Below are 15,904 nucleotides of genomic sequence, written 5' to 3'. Positions count from 1 at the left end.
GTTCTGGTGATCATGGGTGTGTCGGGGTCGGGCAAGTCCACCGTGGCCGGCGTCCTTGCACGAGCACTCTCCTGGGACTTCCAGGAAGGCGACGACCTGCATCCGGCGTCGAATGTCGCGAAGATGGCGTCCGGAGTCCCGCTGACCGACGAGGACCGGCTGCCGTGGCTGGACACGATCGCAGACTGGATCAAATCGCATACTCGCCGAGGCGAACCTGGAATCGTCACCTGCTCTGCACTGAAACGGAGCTACCGGGACGTGCTCACGCACGGATCCGAAGGGCAGGTCCTCTTCGTTCATCTCGTCGGAACCAAGACGCAACTCGGCGACCGGTTGAACGTTCGGACGGACCACTTCATGCCGAGTGGGCTCCTCGACTCCCAGCTATCGACTCTCGAGCCGATCGGACCGGACGAGAACGCACTTCTCTTCGACGTCGGTCCACCGCCGCAGGAGATCGCCGCTCGCATCATCGCCGAACTCGACCGTCGCCAGGGCGACTGAAAGAAGCAGCGTCGACCGGGCGATCTCCTCGCGCCTCCTGACACATCTCCGTCTTCGTCTTCCTGCTGTGCCTTCCGAACAACCGCGCCCACAGCATCGCTCCGACTATGTCGGAGGCGTACTGCATCATGTGCACTCATGAACAAGGTCCTGCGTGCGACACTCGTCAGCGCCGTCGTCATCACCACTGTCATCGGCATCGCGTCGTTCGTATTGAGTTTCGCCGCACTGTGGGATTTGGCGACCATGGCCGGAGTCCCACGAAATCTGTCGTGGTTGTGGCCGGTCATCGTCGACGGCACAATCCTGCAGGCGACTATTTCTGTCATCGCACTTGCTCAATTCGCAGATCAGCGTAGCGGCAGGCGCTTCTTCTGGTGGGTGCTCGTCATCGCAGCGTTGGTCAGTATCGGCGCAAATGCACTGCACGCCTTCACTTCCAACACTGGAACCCTGCATCCCGCGCTGTCCGCTGCAATCGCCACCGTTGCACCGGTCAGCCTGCTCGCTGCCACCCACGGGCTGGGCATACTCGTGCGAATCCCGTCGACACAACCCGGACCGGTCGCCGCCGTACAAACCGAAAAAACCGTAAAAACCGTACAAACCGAAGCGCCTGTACAACCCGAAGTGACCGTGCAACCCGAAGTAACCGCGGCACGAGACGTCGAATCGATCGGTCCGGACTCGCCGCAGTCTCCACTGGTTCCCGTCGCCCACGCAACTCCGGAAAATACCGACCCGATAGCCGAACCACAGCGCAGTGCGGAACCACAGCGCAGTGCCGAACCACAGCGCAGTGCCGAACCACAGCGCAGTGCGGAACCGCAGCGCGTCGAGTTATTGGACGGCATCGAAGATGTGAGCAGCGCTGAGCCTTTGGACAGTGTCGACAGGTGGATCCTCGACGGGGATCGCATCGAGGACCTCTATCCGGTCGATGCCCCGTGACCGAGATGCTCTCGATCCCGAACGGCTGATCCCGTACGGCTCTGCAGCACAGAAGTGACCTCACGGCGGTGCAGTGGCACTATCGAGGGATGAGCAAGGTGACACCGCAGGTTCCCGGCCCAGGGCAAGAATCAGTGTGGGATTATCCGAGACCACCTCGGTTGGAGCATTCGAATCGATTGATCACGGTGCGCTTCGGTGGGACGCTGATCGCCGAGACGCGTGATGCGTGGCGAGTGCTCGAGACTTCGCACCCACCGACCTGGTATATCCCGCGTGATGATGTTGCTGCCGAGGCGCTCTCGCCCTCCGCAGCCCGCTCGACGCATTGTGAGTGGAAAGGTGCAGCGACGTACTGGACCGTCCACGGTGCCAACTCGGTGAGCGACGGCGCCGCGTGGAGTTACGAGGAGCCGACGGCGTCGTTTCTGCCGATCACCGGGCATCTGGCGTTCTCGCCTTCGCGGTTGGAATGCGAGGTCGACGGCGAACGCGTCACCCCTCAGGAGGGCGGCTTCTACGAGGGCTGGATCACGAGTGAGGTGGTGGGTCCGTTCAAAGGGATCCCCGGTAGCTGGGGTTGGTGATTTTCAGGGTGTGAGAGCGTCGGCGGGGATGATCTGCAGGCTGGATTCGTCACCGGGATTGCTTCCCGTCACCAGCACGTCGCCCGAACGCGTATCGACTGCAACCGAATTGGCTTGCCGAACGGTTGGAAGGTCGACGATCGGACGCGGAGCCGCCGGGTCTGCGACGTCGACGACGCGCAGGATGTTCGATTCGGTCAGCGTGATCAGCAGCAACTTTCGCTGCGGGTCGTACGCGAGTCCGTAGGGATTGCCGGGTGCTTCGATGCGAGATACTTCGCTGACCTGCGGGTCGACTCGTTCGATGAATACTGCGCCACCGTCGGTGTCGGCGAACGCGGCAAGGTCTCGACCGAGTGCGGTGGCGTGGGTCAATTTGGTTCCGAGTGGTGCTTGTGCGACTAGCTCCTGATCGGGGCCACTGTAGATCCACACGCCGTTGCCCTGGACGTCGGCGACCGCAGCGTACTCGCCGACGGCGGCAAGGCCACCGGGTTGAACCGGTCCTGCCGGTAGCGAGGCCGTCACCGTACCGTCGCGAACGAACACGACGCCGCCGCCCATCTCGTTGGTGACGACGGTGGTCCCGTCGGAGGTTGTGACGGCATCGTGCGGTTGTCTTCCGACTCCCTGCACAGTGGTGAGGACATTGCCGTTCTCGGGATCGACGACGAGTAGCTCGTCGCTTGCTTCGAGCGGTGCGAGGACCGGTCCATCCGGCCCGGCGAGGGACAGGTGTCTGGGTGCGCCGGTTGTCGGTACGAACGAACGTTCGACGCCGGTGGTCGCGTCGACCAGCCGAATGCCGTCGGGCTCTCGAACGCCGACGGCGGCGATACCCGAAGTGGTGACGACGATTCCCTCCGGCGCGCCCGCGAGTGGCGTCACCACTCCCACCGGCGTCTGTGCCGAGGGCGCTTCGGCAGGCTCTGCGGCGGGCGTCGTCGTTGCAGGTTTGTCGCTGTCCTGCGCGGCACACCCCGTCACCAGTGCGAGTACGGCAACAGCAACGAGAAGCTGTTTCACGCGCCGCCGAACTTCTCGTAGTGCACTGCCTCGACGAGTGGGCGTCGATGGCGCCATCCGAATCGTTCCAGGTCGGGAGTCTCGGCGAACTCGGTGACCGGGCCGACACACAACCAGGCGATCGGCCGGATCGGGTCCGGGATTCCCAGCAACTCCTTCAGGTAGTCCTCTTCGTAGAAGGACACCCATCCGACTCCGATACGTTCGGAGATCGCAGCCAGCCACAGGTTCTGGATGGCAAGGACGGCTGAGAACAAGCCGGTGTCCTCGACGCTCGCGCGTCCGAGAATATGTTGGCCTCCTCGGGTCGGGTCGTAGGTGACCACGACGCCGGTGCCGCTCGTTTCGATTCCTTCGATTCGAATGGGATCGAACGTAGCTTGGCGGTCGGGTGGCAGCGAGTCTGCGAACGCCCGACGCTTCTGCGCCACGTGTGCGGCGAAGGTGGCGAGCGTGTCGGGGTTCTTGATGACGACGAAGTCCCACGGTTGAGTGTTGCCGACGCTCGGCGCCTTGTGTGCGGCGCTCAGGATTCGCTGCAGTACCTCGTCGTCGACCGAGTTGCCGTCGAACTCTGCACGCACGTCGCGCCGCATTGCGATGGCCGTGTACACCGACATCGGGTTGTCGTCATCGTTCATATGTCTTCGTGTATTCCTTCAGTTTGGCGTTCGACTCCGCGACCGAATCCGGAATTCGATGTGCAGGAACTGGGCGTCCCACAAAGTATCCCTGAGCGGTTGTACAAGAGAGCTTACGTAATTCGAGCAGGGTGGCGGCGTCTTCCACGCCCTCGGCCGTGATGGTCAGGCCGAGGGTTCGGGCCAGATCGATCGTGGATCTGACGATGATGCCGTGAGCCTGATGGTGTGCCATGTCGCTGACGAAGGTCTTGTCGATCTTCAATTGCTGCACGGGAAGACGCTGCAGGTAGGCGAGTGCGCTGTACCCGGTGCCGTAGTCGTCGATCGCAAGGGTGACTCCGAGCTTGCGCAGGCCCAACAGCGACTCGATGGCGACGGGCGGATCAGCCATCGACGAGGTTTCCGTGATCTCGATGGTCAATTTCTCGGGCGCGGCGCCGGCGGCGGCGAGCGAGCGTCGAACCTGCTCGACGAGAGTGCTGTCGAGAAGATTGCGTGTGGAGATGTTGACCGAGACGTTGAGCTCCACCCCTGCTTCGCTCCATTCCTTGCGGTGGGCCAATGCCTCACTCAGCACGAAGTTGGCCAGCGGTCTGATCAGTCCGGTGTGCTCGGCCATCGGGAGGAACTGATCGGGTTCGATGATGCCTTCGACAGGGTGGTTCCATCGGAGAAGCGCCTCGACCCCGGTCGCCTCCATCGAGTCGAGATTTACTTGAAGTTGGTAGTACAGCTCGAGTTCGCGGGCGTCGATCGCAGTGGTGAGCTCACTGAGCAGATGCAATTGGCGGCTGCTGTCGCGGGCCATCGACGGGTCGTAGCTTGCAATGCGCGGTTGGAGTATTTTGGCCGATTGCATCGCCAGATTGGATCGATGGACCAGGTCGTCGCAGCGAGACTGTTCGATGCTCGACGCGGCACCGTTTCTTGGGGGGATTCGGTCACTGAGCGCGATACCGATGCTGGCCTCCACGAGAAGAGTCGCACCTCCAACCCTGATAGGGCAGGACAGAGATGCATGCATCCCGTGTGCTGCGGCCACAGCCTCCAACTGTGTGTCTTCCACGGAGAGCACAACCGCGAACTCGTCTGCTCCGAGTCGGCCGAGTACTCCACCGGCGTGGACGGTGTCGGCCAGTCGGTCGGCGACAGCGCGAAGAACGTCGTCACCGATCGAGTGCCCGAAGGTGTCGTTGACTTCCTTGAAACGATCCACATCGAGTAACAACAGCGCGAGTGGACCGTCGTTGGTGTCGATCCACTCTTCCAATCCTCGACGATTGAGGGTCCCGGTCAGATGGTCGGTCTGTGCGGCCAGTCTTAGGGTGGCCGTTTGTCTACGCAGCAGTCGGAGCAGTTCGGTGACTCTGACCAGTGCCAGGGTGACAAGCACCGAAGCGCACAGCAGGATGCCCCATCCCCACTCGGCGACGGGCGTCCCACGGGCGAGGAAGGTTGCCATGATTGCGCCCGGCGTCAGCACCGCCAGTGTGAGAACGATCGTGGTGGGCGTGCTGAACGAAGCTTCGAGAGTGCTTGGTGAGCCGCGCTGTGCACGGGGAACTGTCAGGTACCTCATCGACGGGTGAACGGCAGCTGTTCCGAGTAGGACGTAGCAGAAGACGTACCCGGCGACGGTGATATTGGGGGCCATGGTCGGCACCTCGGCCGAACCGACGCGCATGGTGGTGTCGGTAACCAGTGTTACCGCCGCCGATGCGGCCAGAAGTCGAAAGGAGGTGTTCTGCCATTGAACTGTGCCGAGGAAATGAACCAAGAGCCCAAGCATGAGGACGTCCATCGCTGGATAAGCGATTGCAGCCATACCCGACACAGTCGATACGTTCACGCCGTCGACCGGGATGACGAACACCCACAGGATGAGGCCGAACGCGATCATGACGATCACACTGTTGGCGACGTGTCCGAATTCGCCTCGGCGCCAGCCCTGATGTACCAGGAGAAAGAGTCCGAACACGAACAGTGGGTAGCCGAGTAGGTAAATGGCATCGGCCACCGAGGGGACAGGGAGGTAGCCATCGACGTGGTCGATCCAGAAGAACGCGACGTCCCCTGCCAACCACATCGTGGTAGCAAGTGCGACCACCCACCAGGCTGCGCGGGCGACTGGACGGTTCACTCGAATGCCGACCAGTACGGCGATCACTGCAGACAGGCCGATACCGATGTACAAGGCATTGGCCAGGTCGCCGGGTGGGGTGAAGGTGTAGCCGATGCATGCCGCCGTTGCCAATATCGGATACAACCGCCATTTCACCCGGTGCATCCCTTCGCTGCGTCATGTCGTCGGTTTCTCATCACTGCCCAACTTCCCACACTTCGCAACTCGAATCACTTCGAACGCAGAATGCGGGAAGCCGGGATAGTGAGATGTTCGACTCAGGGAAGCAGTTGATCGATGAAGGAATTCGAGTAGATCCGGTGTGGATCGAGATCGTTGTACGTGGCCCGAGCGGTGTCCCAGTTCTCGCTGACGGGCACCCCCTCACGATAGGTATCGGGCAGGATGTTCTCGATAACGTCCGCATCCTTGTACGGAAGCTCGGTGCTGAACGCCCAACCCTTGGACCACTCGGGACGGAATGTGGCCCAGCCGCCGGTGTAATGCGAGCGCATCCACTGTTCCATCTCACGATAGAAGGCGAACATGCCCGGTGTGCCGGGGACGCCGAGCACGTTGAGCCATATCGCCGTATCCCACTCGGGATGATCGGGTCGCGGCCGCATCGCCGAGATCGTCGGCGGCCCAGCAGAATCGACGAGGAGATCCGACTCTGCGTCCATGCCACAGCAACGGATCTCCACTGGACCGTTGATCGGAAACTGGCCGATCGACTGGTAGTGCGACACCCGTTGTTCGAACCAGACGGTGAAATCGTGGATCACTCGCGCGACGTTGTCGCGGCTCGTGATGACCGCACCGCCGCCCTCGGTCAGCAGGAGAGTGCTCGGCTTGATGTAGAACTGGACGTCCTTCGACCAACCCCACAGGTCGTTCGACGCAGTTGCCGCCAACCCTGCCACCGTCGTCCCATAGAAGACCTGACCGAAAGCCGGTGCGATGAAGGTGTTTCCAGCCGTCAATTGGCCGATCAGGTCGGAAACCACTTCGGGCAGGTTGTCGGAGAAGATGTAGTTGTACGGTCCGGTCACCTCGCGTGCCGTCAGAGGCTTTTCGGGGCAGATCGACCACACCTTGAGCCACGGCTTTTCGGTGAACGGATACCAGATGGCCTCGACGCGGCCTGTCTGTTGCAGGAAGCTTTCGAAGGTACGTCCCTTTGCCCCTGCTGCGCCGAACAACTCACGCCAATCGATGTCGGTGTAACTCTGGCAGCGCATACGTGGATTGGCGCCCGCCATCAGCGTGACCGAGGTCAGGAAAGCGCGACCCAGATGCGTCAGTAGTGGGGTGATCTCCGGGTCGGATCGATCGAAGGAGCGCAGAGCGTAGGCATTTCCGTCCCAGACGACGGCAGTCAGTGCGGTCACCAGATTGCTCAAGGAGCCGTACGTGGTTCCGGGTACCGGAACTTCACCGGCAGCCGGGATCGCAGCACCGTGCGCATCGACGGCCAGCGACCCTGCGATGGTCAGTACTCCCGGTGCAGGCACGCTGACCCAGCCGAGACCGTTGTTTTCGAGTTGTTGCAGGATCGCTTCCAGGGTCGCGCCGGCGCCGGCGGTCACAGTTGCGGGACGATCCGAATCTGCGGGGTCGACCGCAATCCCGTTCAGATGAACCATGGTGTCGACCAGTACGACCCGGTCGAGGTTCTCACCGTTGACGATCGTCAACGGCGTCCACCCATGCATCGCGCCACGCGGCCTGATGCGATAGGAGTTTGCATGGGCCCAATTGGCCAGTCGGACTACATCATCCGGCGTGACCGGTGAGCACGTCCAGATGGCGTCGAGAATGATCTCCTTCGACCAGTTCTGATAGCGCTGCTGGTAGAGCGGAATTCCAGGCGGAAAATTCGGTGGCGCAGGGATGGTGCTCTCAGAGCTACCGAAGGGCACGGCTCCTGCAGGCGCGGCGCGCATCACGGATGCCACTGCGAGTGCACCAGCGCCTGCGGCGATGAACTGTCGGCGATTCAAATCGGACATTGTGCTGGGTACTCCGTCGTCTCGAAGCTACGAACAAGGGTGCTAGCGGGTTGTCAATACGACATCGGCGAGGGCCGGAGCGTTCTCTCGTGCGGGAACGGTGACGCTGATCAAATATCTACCGCCTTCGAGCCAGATACGGCAGGCCAAGGTCTCGCCAGGGTAAACGACGCCTGCGAACCTGGCGTCGAAACTGTCGATTGCGTCCGTATCGCCGTCGAGGACCGTGTCGGTGACGGCCTTGCACACCATCGAGTATGTGCACAGGCCGTGCAGAATCGGGTTGGGAAACCCTGCAGCAGCTGCGAACTCGGGATCGGAGTGCAGTGGATTGCGATCGCCGCACATGCGGTACATCAGTGCCTGCTGCGGCAGAATCGCGATCGAAGTTTCGGCGTCCGGTGCCCGTTCGGGTAGGACGGTCTTGTTGGACGGTCCTCTCTCACCACCGAAGCCACCTTCACCGCGGGCGAAGATCGACGAACGCGCCCGCCACAGTTCGGTGCCGTCGAGCGAGGTTGTGATCTTCTCCTGCACGATGACCGCTGCGCTGCCCTTGTCCCAGATATCGGTGATGCGAGTGATCGTCCGGGCCTGTCCGGCAGCAGGGATGGGACCGGAGACGGTCACGCCCTGGCTACCGTGCACCACCTTGGCGAGGTCGATGTCGACACCGGGGAACTGCACTCGGGGTGCTTCGACCTCGTGGAAGGTGGCTGCCACTGTCGCGAAGGTCGGGAGTACCTTCGGTTTCGCGTCGTCCAAGTAGCGGAGTTCGCGAGGGTCGGTGGGGGACCCACCGGCCCCGATCGCCAGGTGGAAGGTCTGCACGTCGTTCGCAGTCCATGAAAACTCCTCCGCCGGTAGCTCGGCACCGATTGCGAGGTCGGGATCGATGCTCACTGCGACGCCCTGCGTGCCATGTCGAGAACGGCCAGGTAGCCGAACGTCATCGCGGGTCCGATGGTTGCGCCAGGACCCGCGTAGGTGTGGCCCATCACCGGTGCGCTGGCGTTTCCGATTGCATACAAGCCGTCGATGACGCTTCCGTCCTCGCGCAGTACTCGGGCGTCGGCGTCGGTAACGAGCCCGCCCTTGGTGCCCAGATCGCCAGGCACCATCTTCACGGCGTAGTAGGGCGGCTTGTCGATCACGCCGAGACTCGGGTTCGGCTTGTTGGTCTTGTCTCCGTAGTACTTGTCATAACCGCTGTCGCCACGACGGAAGTCCTCGTCGACTCCACTGCGTGCAAATCCGTTGAAACGCTCCACGGTTGCGGTGAGCTGGTCGACGGGCATACCCGTCTTCTCGGCCAGCTCGGCGACGGTGTCGGCTTTGACCACCACACCGGACTCCAACCAACGAGAGGGGAACCGCTTCTTCGGGGTCAGCCCAGCGAAGATGTAGCGATCGCGGTAGCGCTGGTCGATGATCATCCACGTCGGGATGTTGTCGCCGGGACCCTCACCGATGCCGTACTCGCCGCCGTACATCATGTGCACGGCCTCGACGTAAGGTGCCGCCTCGTTGAGGAACCGCTTTCCTGCGGTGTTGACCATGATGCCGCCGGGCAGCGTGCGCTCGGCGATACAGAACCACGGGCCGCCGGTCAACGGAATTGACGGCCCCCACCAGGCGTCGTCCATGAGATCTACTGCTGCGCCGAGCTTTTGGCCTGCCGTGATGCCGTCGCCGGTGTTTGCCGTAGCGCCGACCGTCCATTCGGTCCCGATCGGCTGACGCTGGTACTTCTTACGCATCTCCGCGTTGTGCTCGAAACCGCCCGACGCCAGCACGACGCCCAGCTTGGCCCTGATGACCGAGCCGGAACCGGCCACGACGACACCCACCACACGGCCGTCCTCGACGTGGAAATCCGTCATGGGAGTCTCGAGGAGCACCGGCACGTTGGCGTCGAGGAGGCCGGCGCGCAATCCGGCGGACAGCGCTTGGCCGCGGCCGAGTAGATGCTTGCCGGTGAGCTTGGCCCCCATCCAGCGCATCCCGACGCGCATCACGCGAGCCAGTCCGCTCGGGTGGCGTCGCAGAAGGTTGATCGCCCGGTAGTCCGCCTGAGTGATCACCACGTTGAGCGGTGCCTTGCCGTAGTCGGGTTCGAGATTGTTCACCTCGGAACCCAGACAGGTCGAGTCGAACGGGGTCGGTTCCACCGATCGCCCGCCTACCCGTCCGCCCGGCGCCTCCGGGTAGTAGTCCGAGTATCCCGGGACCCACTGCATTTTCAGCGGTGAGTTCTTCAACACGAAGCTCAGCATCTCGGGCCCGCGTTCGAGATAGGTGTCGATGCGTTCCTTGGACACGACGTCCCCGATGATCGCGTGCAGGTAGTCGCGCGCGGCCTCCGGGGTGTCGTCGACGCCGTCGCGTTCGAGTACTTCGTTGTTCGGGACCCACACGCCGCCACCCGACCGGGCGGTGGATCCGCCGAACTTTGCTGCCTTCTCGATGACGACGACGCTGAGTCCCCGATGCGCTGCGGTGAGCGCAGCCGTCATTCCGCCCGCGCCGCTACCGACCACGACGATGTCGTATTCCTGCTTGTTCATGTAGAACACGTTATAGAATGATGTGGGTGTCAGTCCATGCTTTCTGCCAGGAAGAATTGACGAAAATCGATTCGAGAACAAAAACACGTTGCAGTTTGTGTTCAGGAGGTTTCAAGTGAGCTGGGATCTACGCGCCGACGTCGTAGTCGTCGGGTTCGGTGTGGCAGGGGCAGCGGCTGCGCTCGAGGCCGTCGCCGCGGGCAGTTCCGTCATCGCACTCGATCGGTACGCCGGGGGCGGTGCCAGCACGATTTCGGGGGGAGTCGTTTACGCCGGCGGTGGTACGTCCATTCAGGGGCAAGCCGGAGTCGAGGACAGTCCCGAGCAGATGTTCGCGTATCTGACCAAGGAGGTCGGCGACGCCGTCAGCCCGGCCACCCTGCGAAAGTTCTGCGATCAGAGCCCGGAGATGATCGAGTGGCTTTCCCATCACGGCGTGCCGTTCGAAGCGTCGCTATGCCCTTACAAGACTTCGTATCCCACCAATCGTCACTACCTGTACTACTCGGGCAGTGAGGCTGCGGGGGAGTTCCGAGAGGTGGCTACGCCTGCACCGCGTGGACATCGAGCCAAGGGTAAGGGCACCTCGGGGAAGATGTTGTACGGTCCGATGGCGAAGTCTGCGCAGAAAGCGGGTGTGCAGTTGATACCGCAAACTCGCGCGGTCTCGCTCGTCGTCGAAGATGGCCGAGTCGTAGGCATCGAGTGTCGGACGCTGAAGGATGCCCCCGCTCGAATCCGGCTGGCTCACAAAAGGATCGGCCTACTCTCCGCGAAGCCGGGCATCTACGCCCCGCAGCTTCGGTACCTGCTCGAGCGCAGACTCGACCGGATCGAGAAAAAGTACGGCCGTCTCGTCCGCATCCAAGCGCGTGGAGGGGTCATCCTCAGCGCAGGTGGATTCGCCGCGAACCGCACGATGATGAAGACGCACGCACCGAAATACACCGGTGGAATTGCATTGGGAACGGCCGGCGACGACGGTAGTGGTATCGGCTTGGCTACCGACATCGACGCTGGGACAGCAAAGCTGGCCAACATCTCGGCCTGGCGGTTCATCGTTCCCGCCGTACCGTTCCTCGGCTCACTACTCGTAGATCGGGCTGGTGAGCGGATGGTCGACGAATCTCGATACGGCGCAGCTCTCGGTCACGCCATCGTCGAAAAGGGCGGCGGTCGCGGCTGGTTACTCGCCGATGCGGATCTGGTGCGAGACGCCAAGGCGCATCTTCCGAAGCAGGCGATGTGGTTCCAACGAGTCCAGAATGCCGGGTTGATGCGCACGGCCCGGCGTGGAAATACGATCGAAGAAGCGGCGCGCGCTGCTGGACTCGACCCCACGGGACTACGGGAGACAGTGGACCGACACAACGAGGCCATCGCTTCGGGAACCGCAGATCCGATGGGCAAGCACGACGACTTCCGACGACCCGTCCTCGCGGCGCCGTTCACACTCTTCGACGCGGGCATTCCTGGTGGCTCGACGATCGCGAAGATGATGAATCCGTGCCCGATGATCACCCTCGGTGGACTCATCGTCGATGAGCACACCGGAGGCGTGAAAGATACGCACGGAGTAGTCATTCCGGGACTGTTCGCTGCCGGCCGCACTGCTGTCGGACTGTGTTCCAATTCGTACGTCAGCGGACTCTCACTCGCGGACTGTGTCTTCTCGGGCCGTCGGGCAGGAGCACACGCGCTGGTTTCGGCAAGCGATGACCGCGGGATCGACTTCCAAGCGATGTGAGCTCGAAGTGTTGTGAGAGAGGTGTAGGGGCCCAGCGTCGCTGAGCCCCTACACGGCGGAACTGCCTAGTCGGAGGGGACCGACAGAATCCCTTCCATCACTGCATGGTCGATGCTGTCCTGCATGCGGGGGCACGAGTCCTGCGTTGCCGAGTTCCCTGCATCACGAAACACCGGGCAAGTATCGGCAGGTCTGGTGGTCCACTGCACCGAGGTCTGCTTGGAACTGTTCTTGCGAACCAGGACGCTAGTTCCACATGCTCGACATTCCACCGGTGCGAGAGACGAATCGAGATAATTTTCCTTGTCGCGCACGGTCTGCGCGTGAATCTCCTCGATTCGCGCCGGATCCTGCGCGAAGTCCGGTGCCTTGGCCCAGCTCAGGCTCATGACACTTCGGCGTTCTCGGTCTTGTCGGCCTTCTGGCGAGCGAGATTCTCGTCGACCTCCACCTGCCAGGCTTCGTTCGCCTTGGAGGTATCGACCTCGAACTCGAACCGGCCGGTCATCTTGTCGTCGACATCGGCGACGTCGACGTAGAACTGGTCGTACCATCGGCGCAACTGATAGACAGGGCCGTCCTCCTCACAGAGCAACGGGTTGTCGATCTTGGTCTTGTTCTTCCAGATCTCGACGTCCTGTAAGAATCCGGCGCTGATTCCCTCGGTGAACTTCTCCGCAAGTTTGATCGAGGTCTTGTCATTCATGCCTGCTGGCTTCTTGACGGTGATGCCCCACTGCAACACGAACGAATTTTGATCGATCGGGTAGTGGCAGTTGATCAGTACACTCTCGACCTCGAACCCGCCGTAACTGTTCATCAGCGGATTGATCATGTACGAGGGGCCGTAGTAGGCGGCTTCGGACTTCAGCAGAGTGTCGCCGCCGTACTGCGAGGCCATTCCGATGTCCGGACGGCCCTTGGTGTTGAGGTACTGCGAGGCGATGTGGCCCTCGAACACATTCTTGAAGTACGTCGGGAAGGCGTAGTGAATGTAGAAGAAGTGCGCCATGTCCACGACGTTGTCGACGATCTCGCGGCAGTTGGCACCCTCGATGACCATCGAGTTCCAGGTCCAGTCGGTCCAGTCGTCGCTGTAGGCACCCTCGATCCGTGGGATCGTGACTTCCTCGGGAGGCGGATTACCTTCGGCATCGTTCCAAACGAACAGCTGGCCGTTCTGATCCAGCGTCGTCCAGGTTCTCGTACGCGCCAGCGGTGGGACACGCCTCGCATACGGAATCTGGGTGCATTTGCCGCTCGCGCCCCATCGCCAGTCGTGAAACGGGCAGGCGATCTCGTCACCTTTCACGGTTCCCTGGGTCAGGTCACCGCCCATATGACGGCAGTAACCGTCGAGGACGACGATTTTCCCGGCCGAATCAGCGAAGACGACAAGTTTGGTGCCGAAAGCCTCGACGGAGTGCGGTTTGCCGTCGGTGAACGTTGTGGTGAGGCCGAGGCAATGCCAACCACGTGCGTAGCGGGTCGGTGTATTGCCGACGTCGATCTCTCGGATCTTTGCCATGTGAACCCCTCACGGTCTACTCGAGCTGTTACTACTAGAACACGTTATAGAATTCCGGTAGAAATGGCTAGTGAAGGCGCGGGGAAGAGTTCTCGACACATGAGAGAACGTGTTCTAGTCTTGCTAGGAAACCACTGAGAAGGTAGGAGTCAATCGTGACGCAGGAGCCGATCGTCAGCCACGAGGTGTTGGATCGAATCGACGCCTTACTGCCAACCCTGCGCGAGCGCGCGCAGGAGACCGAAGATCTGCGACGTCTACCCGACGAGTCGGTGAAAGCCCTCCAGGAGACCGGCTTCTTCCGTTTGCTGCAGCCGGCGCAATGGGGCGGCTACGAAGCAGACCCGGGGTTGTTCTATACCGCAGTGAAAAAGATCGCGAGTGCCTGCGGATCCACCGGTTGGGTCTCCTCCATCATCGGAGTGCACAACTGGCACCTTGCACTGTTCCCGCAACAGGCGCAGGAAGATGTGTGGGGACAGGACACCGATGTTCGGATCTCCTCTTCGTACGCACCGATGGGCGCGGGCAACGTCGTGGACGGCGGATACCGGGTATCCGGTGCGTGGCAGTGGTCTTCGGGCTGCGATCACGCGACATGGGCGATGCTCGGCGGGCCCGTCATCAAGGATGGTCGACCCGTCGACTTCGTGACGTTCCTCATCCCGCGTGAGGACTACCGCATCGACGACGTCTGGAATGTCGTCGGACTGCGTGGAACCGGCAGCAACACCGTGGTGGTCGAGGATCAGTTCGTTCCGTCGCACCGCGTGCTGAGCTTCGGAAAGATGAACGATCACACCGCTGAAGGGCTCGAGCGCAATACCGCTCCGGTGTACAAGATGCCGTGGGGCACGATTCACCCGACCACCATTTCCGCCCCGATCGTAGGAATGGCGGAAGGTGCCTATGCTGCGCACGTCGAGCATCAGGGTAAGCGTGTGCGCAAGGCATTTGTCGGTGAGACCGGTAAGGACGATCCCTTCGCGAAGGTGCGTATCGCCGAGGCCAGCAGTGACATCGATGCCGCGTGGCGTCAGTTGTCGGGCAATGTCGCCGAGGAGTACGCACTGCTGAAGGCAGGCGAGGAAGTGCCGATCGAGCTACGGCTTCGAGCACGCCGCGATCAGGTGCGTGCGACTGGCCGATCCGTCGCCTCGATCGACCTTCTGTTCGAGAGTGCAGGTGCGACCGCGCTGCAGAACGATGCTCCGCTGCAACGCTTCTGGCGAGACGCTCACGCGGGCCGAGTGCATGCTGCAAACGATCCGGAACGCGCGTACCAGATGTTCGGTGGAGGAGAGTTCGGCCTCCCGCTCAAGGACACGATGGTATGACCGCGGCCACGCAGGAGATCACCTTCGAATCGACGTCGAAGTTCGCGCAGATTCGTCCGGACATGAAACTTCATTACCACGAGGCGGGCGTCGGGAACGATACGACGATCGTGCTGCTGCACGGCGGTGGACCGGGCGCGTCGGGATGGTCGAACTTCGCGGCCAACATTCCGGTGCTCGCGGAACAGTTCCACGTCCTGTGCGTCGACCAGCCTGGATTCGGGTTGTCCGACAAGCCGATCGACCATCCGCAGTACTTCGTGCACTCGTCGTCTGCGCTCAAGGATTTGCTGGATCATCTCGGAATCGCGAGAGCCCACCTGCTCGGAAATTCTCTCGGGGGCGGCACCGCGGTGCGATTCGCGCTCGATTTCCCCTCCAGCGCAGGCAGGTTGGTGCTCATGGGACCCGGAGGGTTGAGCATCAACCTGTTTGCCCCAGACCCGACAGAGGGCGTCAAGCATCTCGGCAACTTCAGTGCTCCGCCGGGGCCGTCGAAGGAAAAGCTCGAGGCGTTCCTCAAGGTGATGGTGTTCGACCAGTCGCTGATCACCGAAGAGCTACTCGAACAGCGCTACGCCGCCGCATCGACGCCGGAGTCCATCGGCGCGATGCGTGCCATGGGGAAGTCGTTCGCCGGCGCCGATTTCGAGAAGGGCATGCTCTGGCGTGAGGCATACAAGTTACGCCAGCCTGTGCTGCTGATCTGGGGCCGCGAGGACCGCGTCAATCCGATCGACGGCGCATTGGTGGCACTCAAGACGATTCCGCGTGCGCAGTTGCATGTGTTCGGTCGATGTGGACACTGGGCTCAGGTTGAAATGGCCGAGGAATTCAATCGTTTGACTGCTGCATTTCTTACCGAGGGGAGCTGAG

At 61.9% G+C, this 15,904-nt stretch carries 14 protein-coding genes; 6 read left to right on the top strand and 8 right to left on the bottom strand.

Annotated features, from left to right (window positions below; all coding sequences use genetic code 11):
- The first annotated feature begins 12 nt into the window (after nucleotides 1-12).
- The 3 genes from H2510_RS17680 to H2510_RS17670 all read left to right on the top strand — a co-directional run bounded on the left by H2510_RS17680 (nucleotide 13) and on the right by H2510_RS17670 (nucleotide 2,045).
- Nucleotides 13-507, top strand: a complete 495-nt coding sequence (locus H2510_RS17680) for a gluconokinase (RefSeq protein ID WP_186629718.1) — start codon at nucleotides 13-15, stop codon at nucleotides 505-507.
- Between the two features lie 138 nt (nucleotides 508-645).
- Complete coding sequence (locus tag H2510_RS17675; RefSeq protein ID WP_186629609.1) at nucleotides 646-1,458, top strand: DUF2637 domain-containing protein; 813 nt, start codon at nucleotides 646-648, stop codon at nucleotides 1,456-1,458.
- 89 nt (nucleotides 1,459-1,547) lie between these two features.
- Nucleotides 1,548-2,045: a DUF427 domain-containing protein gene (locus H2510_RS17670; protein WP_186629608.1), complete on the top strand. Its 498-nt coding sequence runs from the start codon at nucleotides 1,548-1,550 to the stop codon at nucleotides 2,043-2,045.
- Nucleotides 2,046-2,048: 3 nt separating this feature from the next.
- On the opposite strand, the gene H2510_RS17665 is transcribed toward H2510_RS17670, so the two are convergent.
- From H2510_RS17665 to kstD, 6 genes are all read right to left on the bottom strand, one after another.
- On the bottom strand, nucleotides 2,049-3,071 hold the full coding sequence (locus H2510_RS17665; RefSeq protein ID WP_186629607.1) for a hypothetical protein: 1,023 nt from the start codon (nucleotides 3,069-3,071) through the stop codon (nucleotides 2,049-2,051).
- The gene (bluB, locus tag H2510_RS17660) at nucleotides 3,068-3,712 is read right to left on the bottom strand and encodes a 5,6-dimethylbenzimidazole synthase (protein WP_186629606.1); all 645 of its coding nucleotides are present in this window, start codon (nucleotides 3,710-3,712) and stop codon (nucleotides 3,068-3,070) included. The genes H2510_RS17665 and bluB overlap by 4 nt, the downstream gene beginning before the upstream one ends.
- Entirely contained in the window at nucleotides 3,702-5,993 is a 2,292-nt protein-coding gene (locus H2510_RS21110; protein WP_222438870.1) for a bifunctional diguanylate cyclase/phosphodiesterase, read from the bottom strand. The genes bluB and H2510_RS21110 overlap by 11 nt, the downstream gene beginning before the upstream one ends.
- A 122-nt stretch (nucleotides 5,994-6,115) precedes the next feature.
- Nucleotides 6,116-7,849, bottom strand: a complete 1,734-nt coding sequence (locus tag H2510_RS17650) for a cholesterol oxidase substrate-binding domain-containing protein (RefSeq protein ID WP_186629604.1) — start codon at nucleotides 7,847-7,849, stop codon at nucleotides 6,116-6,118.
- Nucleotides 7,850-7,891: 42 nt separating this feature from the next.
- Nucleotides 7,892-8,752 (bottom strand): MaoC/PaaZ C-terminal domain-containing protein, encoded by an 861-nt coding sequence (locus tag H2510_RS17645; protein WP_186629603.1) that lies wholly within the window; start codon nucleotides 8,750-8,752, stop codon nucleotides 7,892-7,894.
- Complete coding sequence (kstD, locus tag H2510_RS17640) at nucleotides 8,749-10,416, bottom strand: 3-oxosteroid 1-dehydrogenase (RefSeq protein WP_186629602.1); 1,668 nt, start codon at nucleotides 10,414-10,416, stop codon at nucleotides 8,749-8,751. The genes H2510_RS17645 and kstD overlap by 4 nt, the downstream gene beginning before the upstream one ends.
- 115 nt (nucleotides 10,417-10,531) lie before the next feature.
- Here kstD and H2510_RS17635 point away from each other — a divergent pair, with 115 nt between their 5' ends.
- Nucleotides 10,532-12,163 carry an FAD-binding protein gene (locus H2510_RS17635; RefSeq protein WP_186629601.1) on the top strand — a complete coding sequence of 544 codons (1,632 nt, stop codon included), beginning with the start codon at nucleotides 10,532-10,534 and terminating at the stop codon, nucleotides 12,161-12,163.
- A 65-nt stretch (nucleotides 12,164-12,228) separates the two neighbouring features.
- On the opposite strand, the gene H2510_RS17630 is transcribed toward H2510_RS17635, so the two are convergent.
- The gene (locus tag H2510_RS17630; RefSeq protein WP_186629600.1) at nucleotides 12,229-12,552 is read right to left on the bottom strand and encodes a hypothetical protein; all 324 of its coding nucleotides are present in this window, start codon (nucleotides 12,550-12,552) and stop codon (nucleotides 12,229-12,231) included.
- Nucleotides 12,549-13,691 (bottom strand): Rieske 2Fe-2S domain-containing protein, encoded by a 1,143-nt coding sequence (locus H2510_RS17625; protein WP_186629599.1) that lies wholly within the window; start codon nucleotides 13,689-13,691, stop codon nucleotides 12,549-12,551. Before H2510_RS17625 ends, H2510_RS17630 begins: the two co-directional genes overlap by 4 nt.
- Before the next feature lie 155 nt (nucleotides 13,692-13,846).
- Here H2510_RS17625 and hsaA point away from each other — a divergent pair, with 155 nt between their 5' ends.
- Nucleotides 13,847-15,028 (top strand): 3-hydroxy-9,10-secoandrosta-1,3,5(10)-triene-9,17-dione monooxygenase oxygenase subunit, encoded by a 1,182-nt coding sequence (hsaA, locus tag H2510_RS17620; RefSeq protein WP_254900591.1) that lies wholly within the window; start codon nucleotides 13,847-13,849, stop codon nucleotides 15,026-15,028.
- Nucleotides 15,025-15,903: a 4,5:9,10-diseco-3-hydroxy-5,9,17-trioxoandrosta-1(10),2-diene-4-oate hydrolase gene (gene hsaD / locus H2510_RS17615; protein ID WP_088944214.1), complete on the top strand. Its 879-nt coding sequence runs from the start codon at nucleotides 15,025-15,027 to the stop codon at nucleotides 15,901-15,903. Before hsaA ends, hsaD begins: the two co-directional genes overlap by 4 nt.
- Nucleotide 15,904 lies beyond the last annotated feature (1 nt).

It is taken from the genome of Rhodococcus sp. BP22 (assembly GCF_014281965.1).
Classification (GTDB): Bacteria; Actinomycetota; Actinomycetes; order Mycobacteriales; family Mycobacteriaceae; genus Rhodococcoides.
This window is presented reverse-complemented; position numbering and strand designations above follow the sequence as displayed.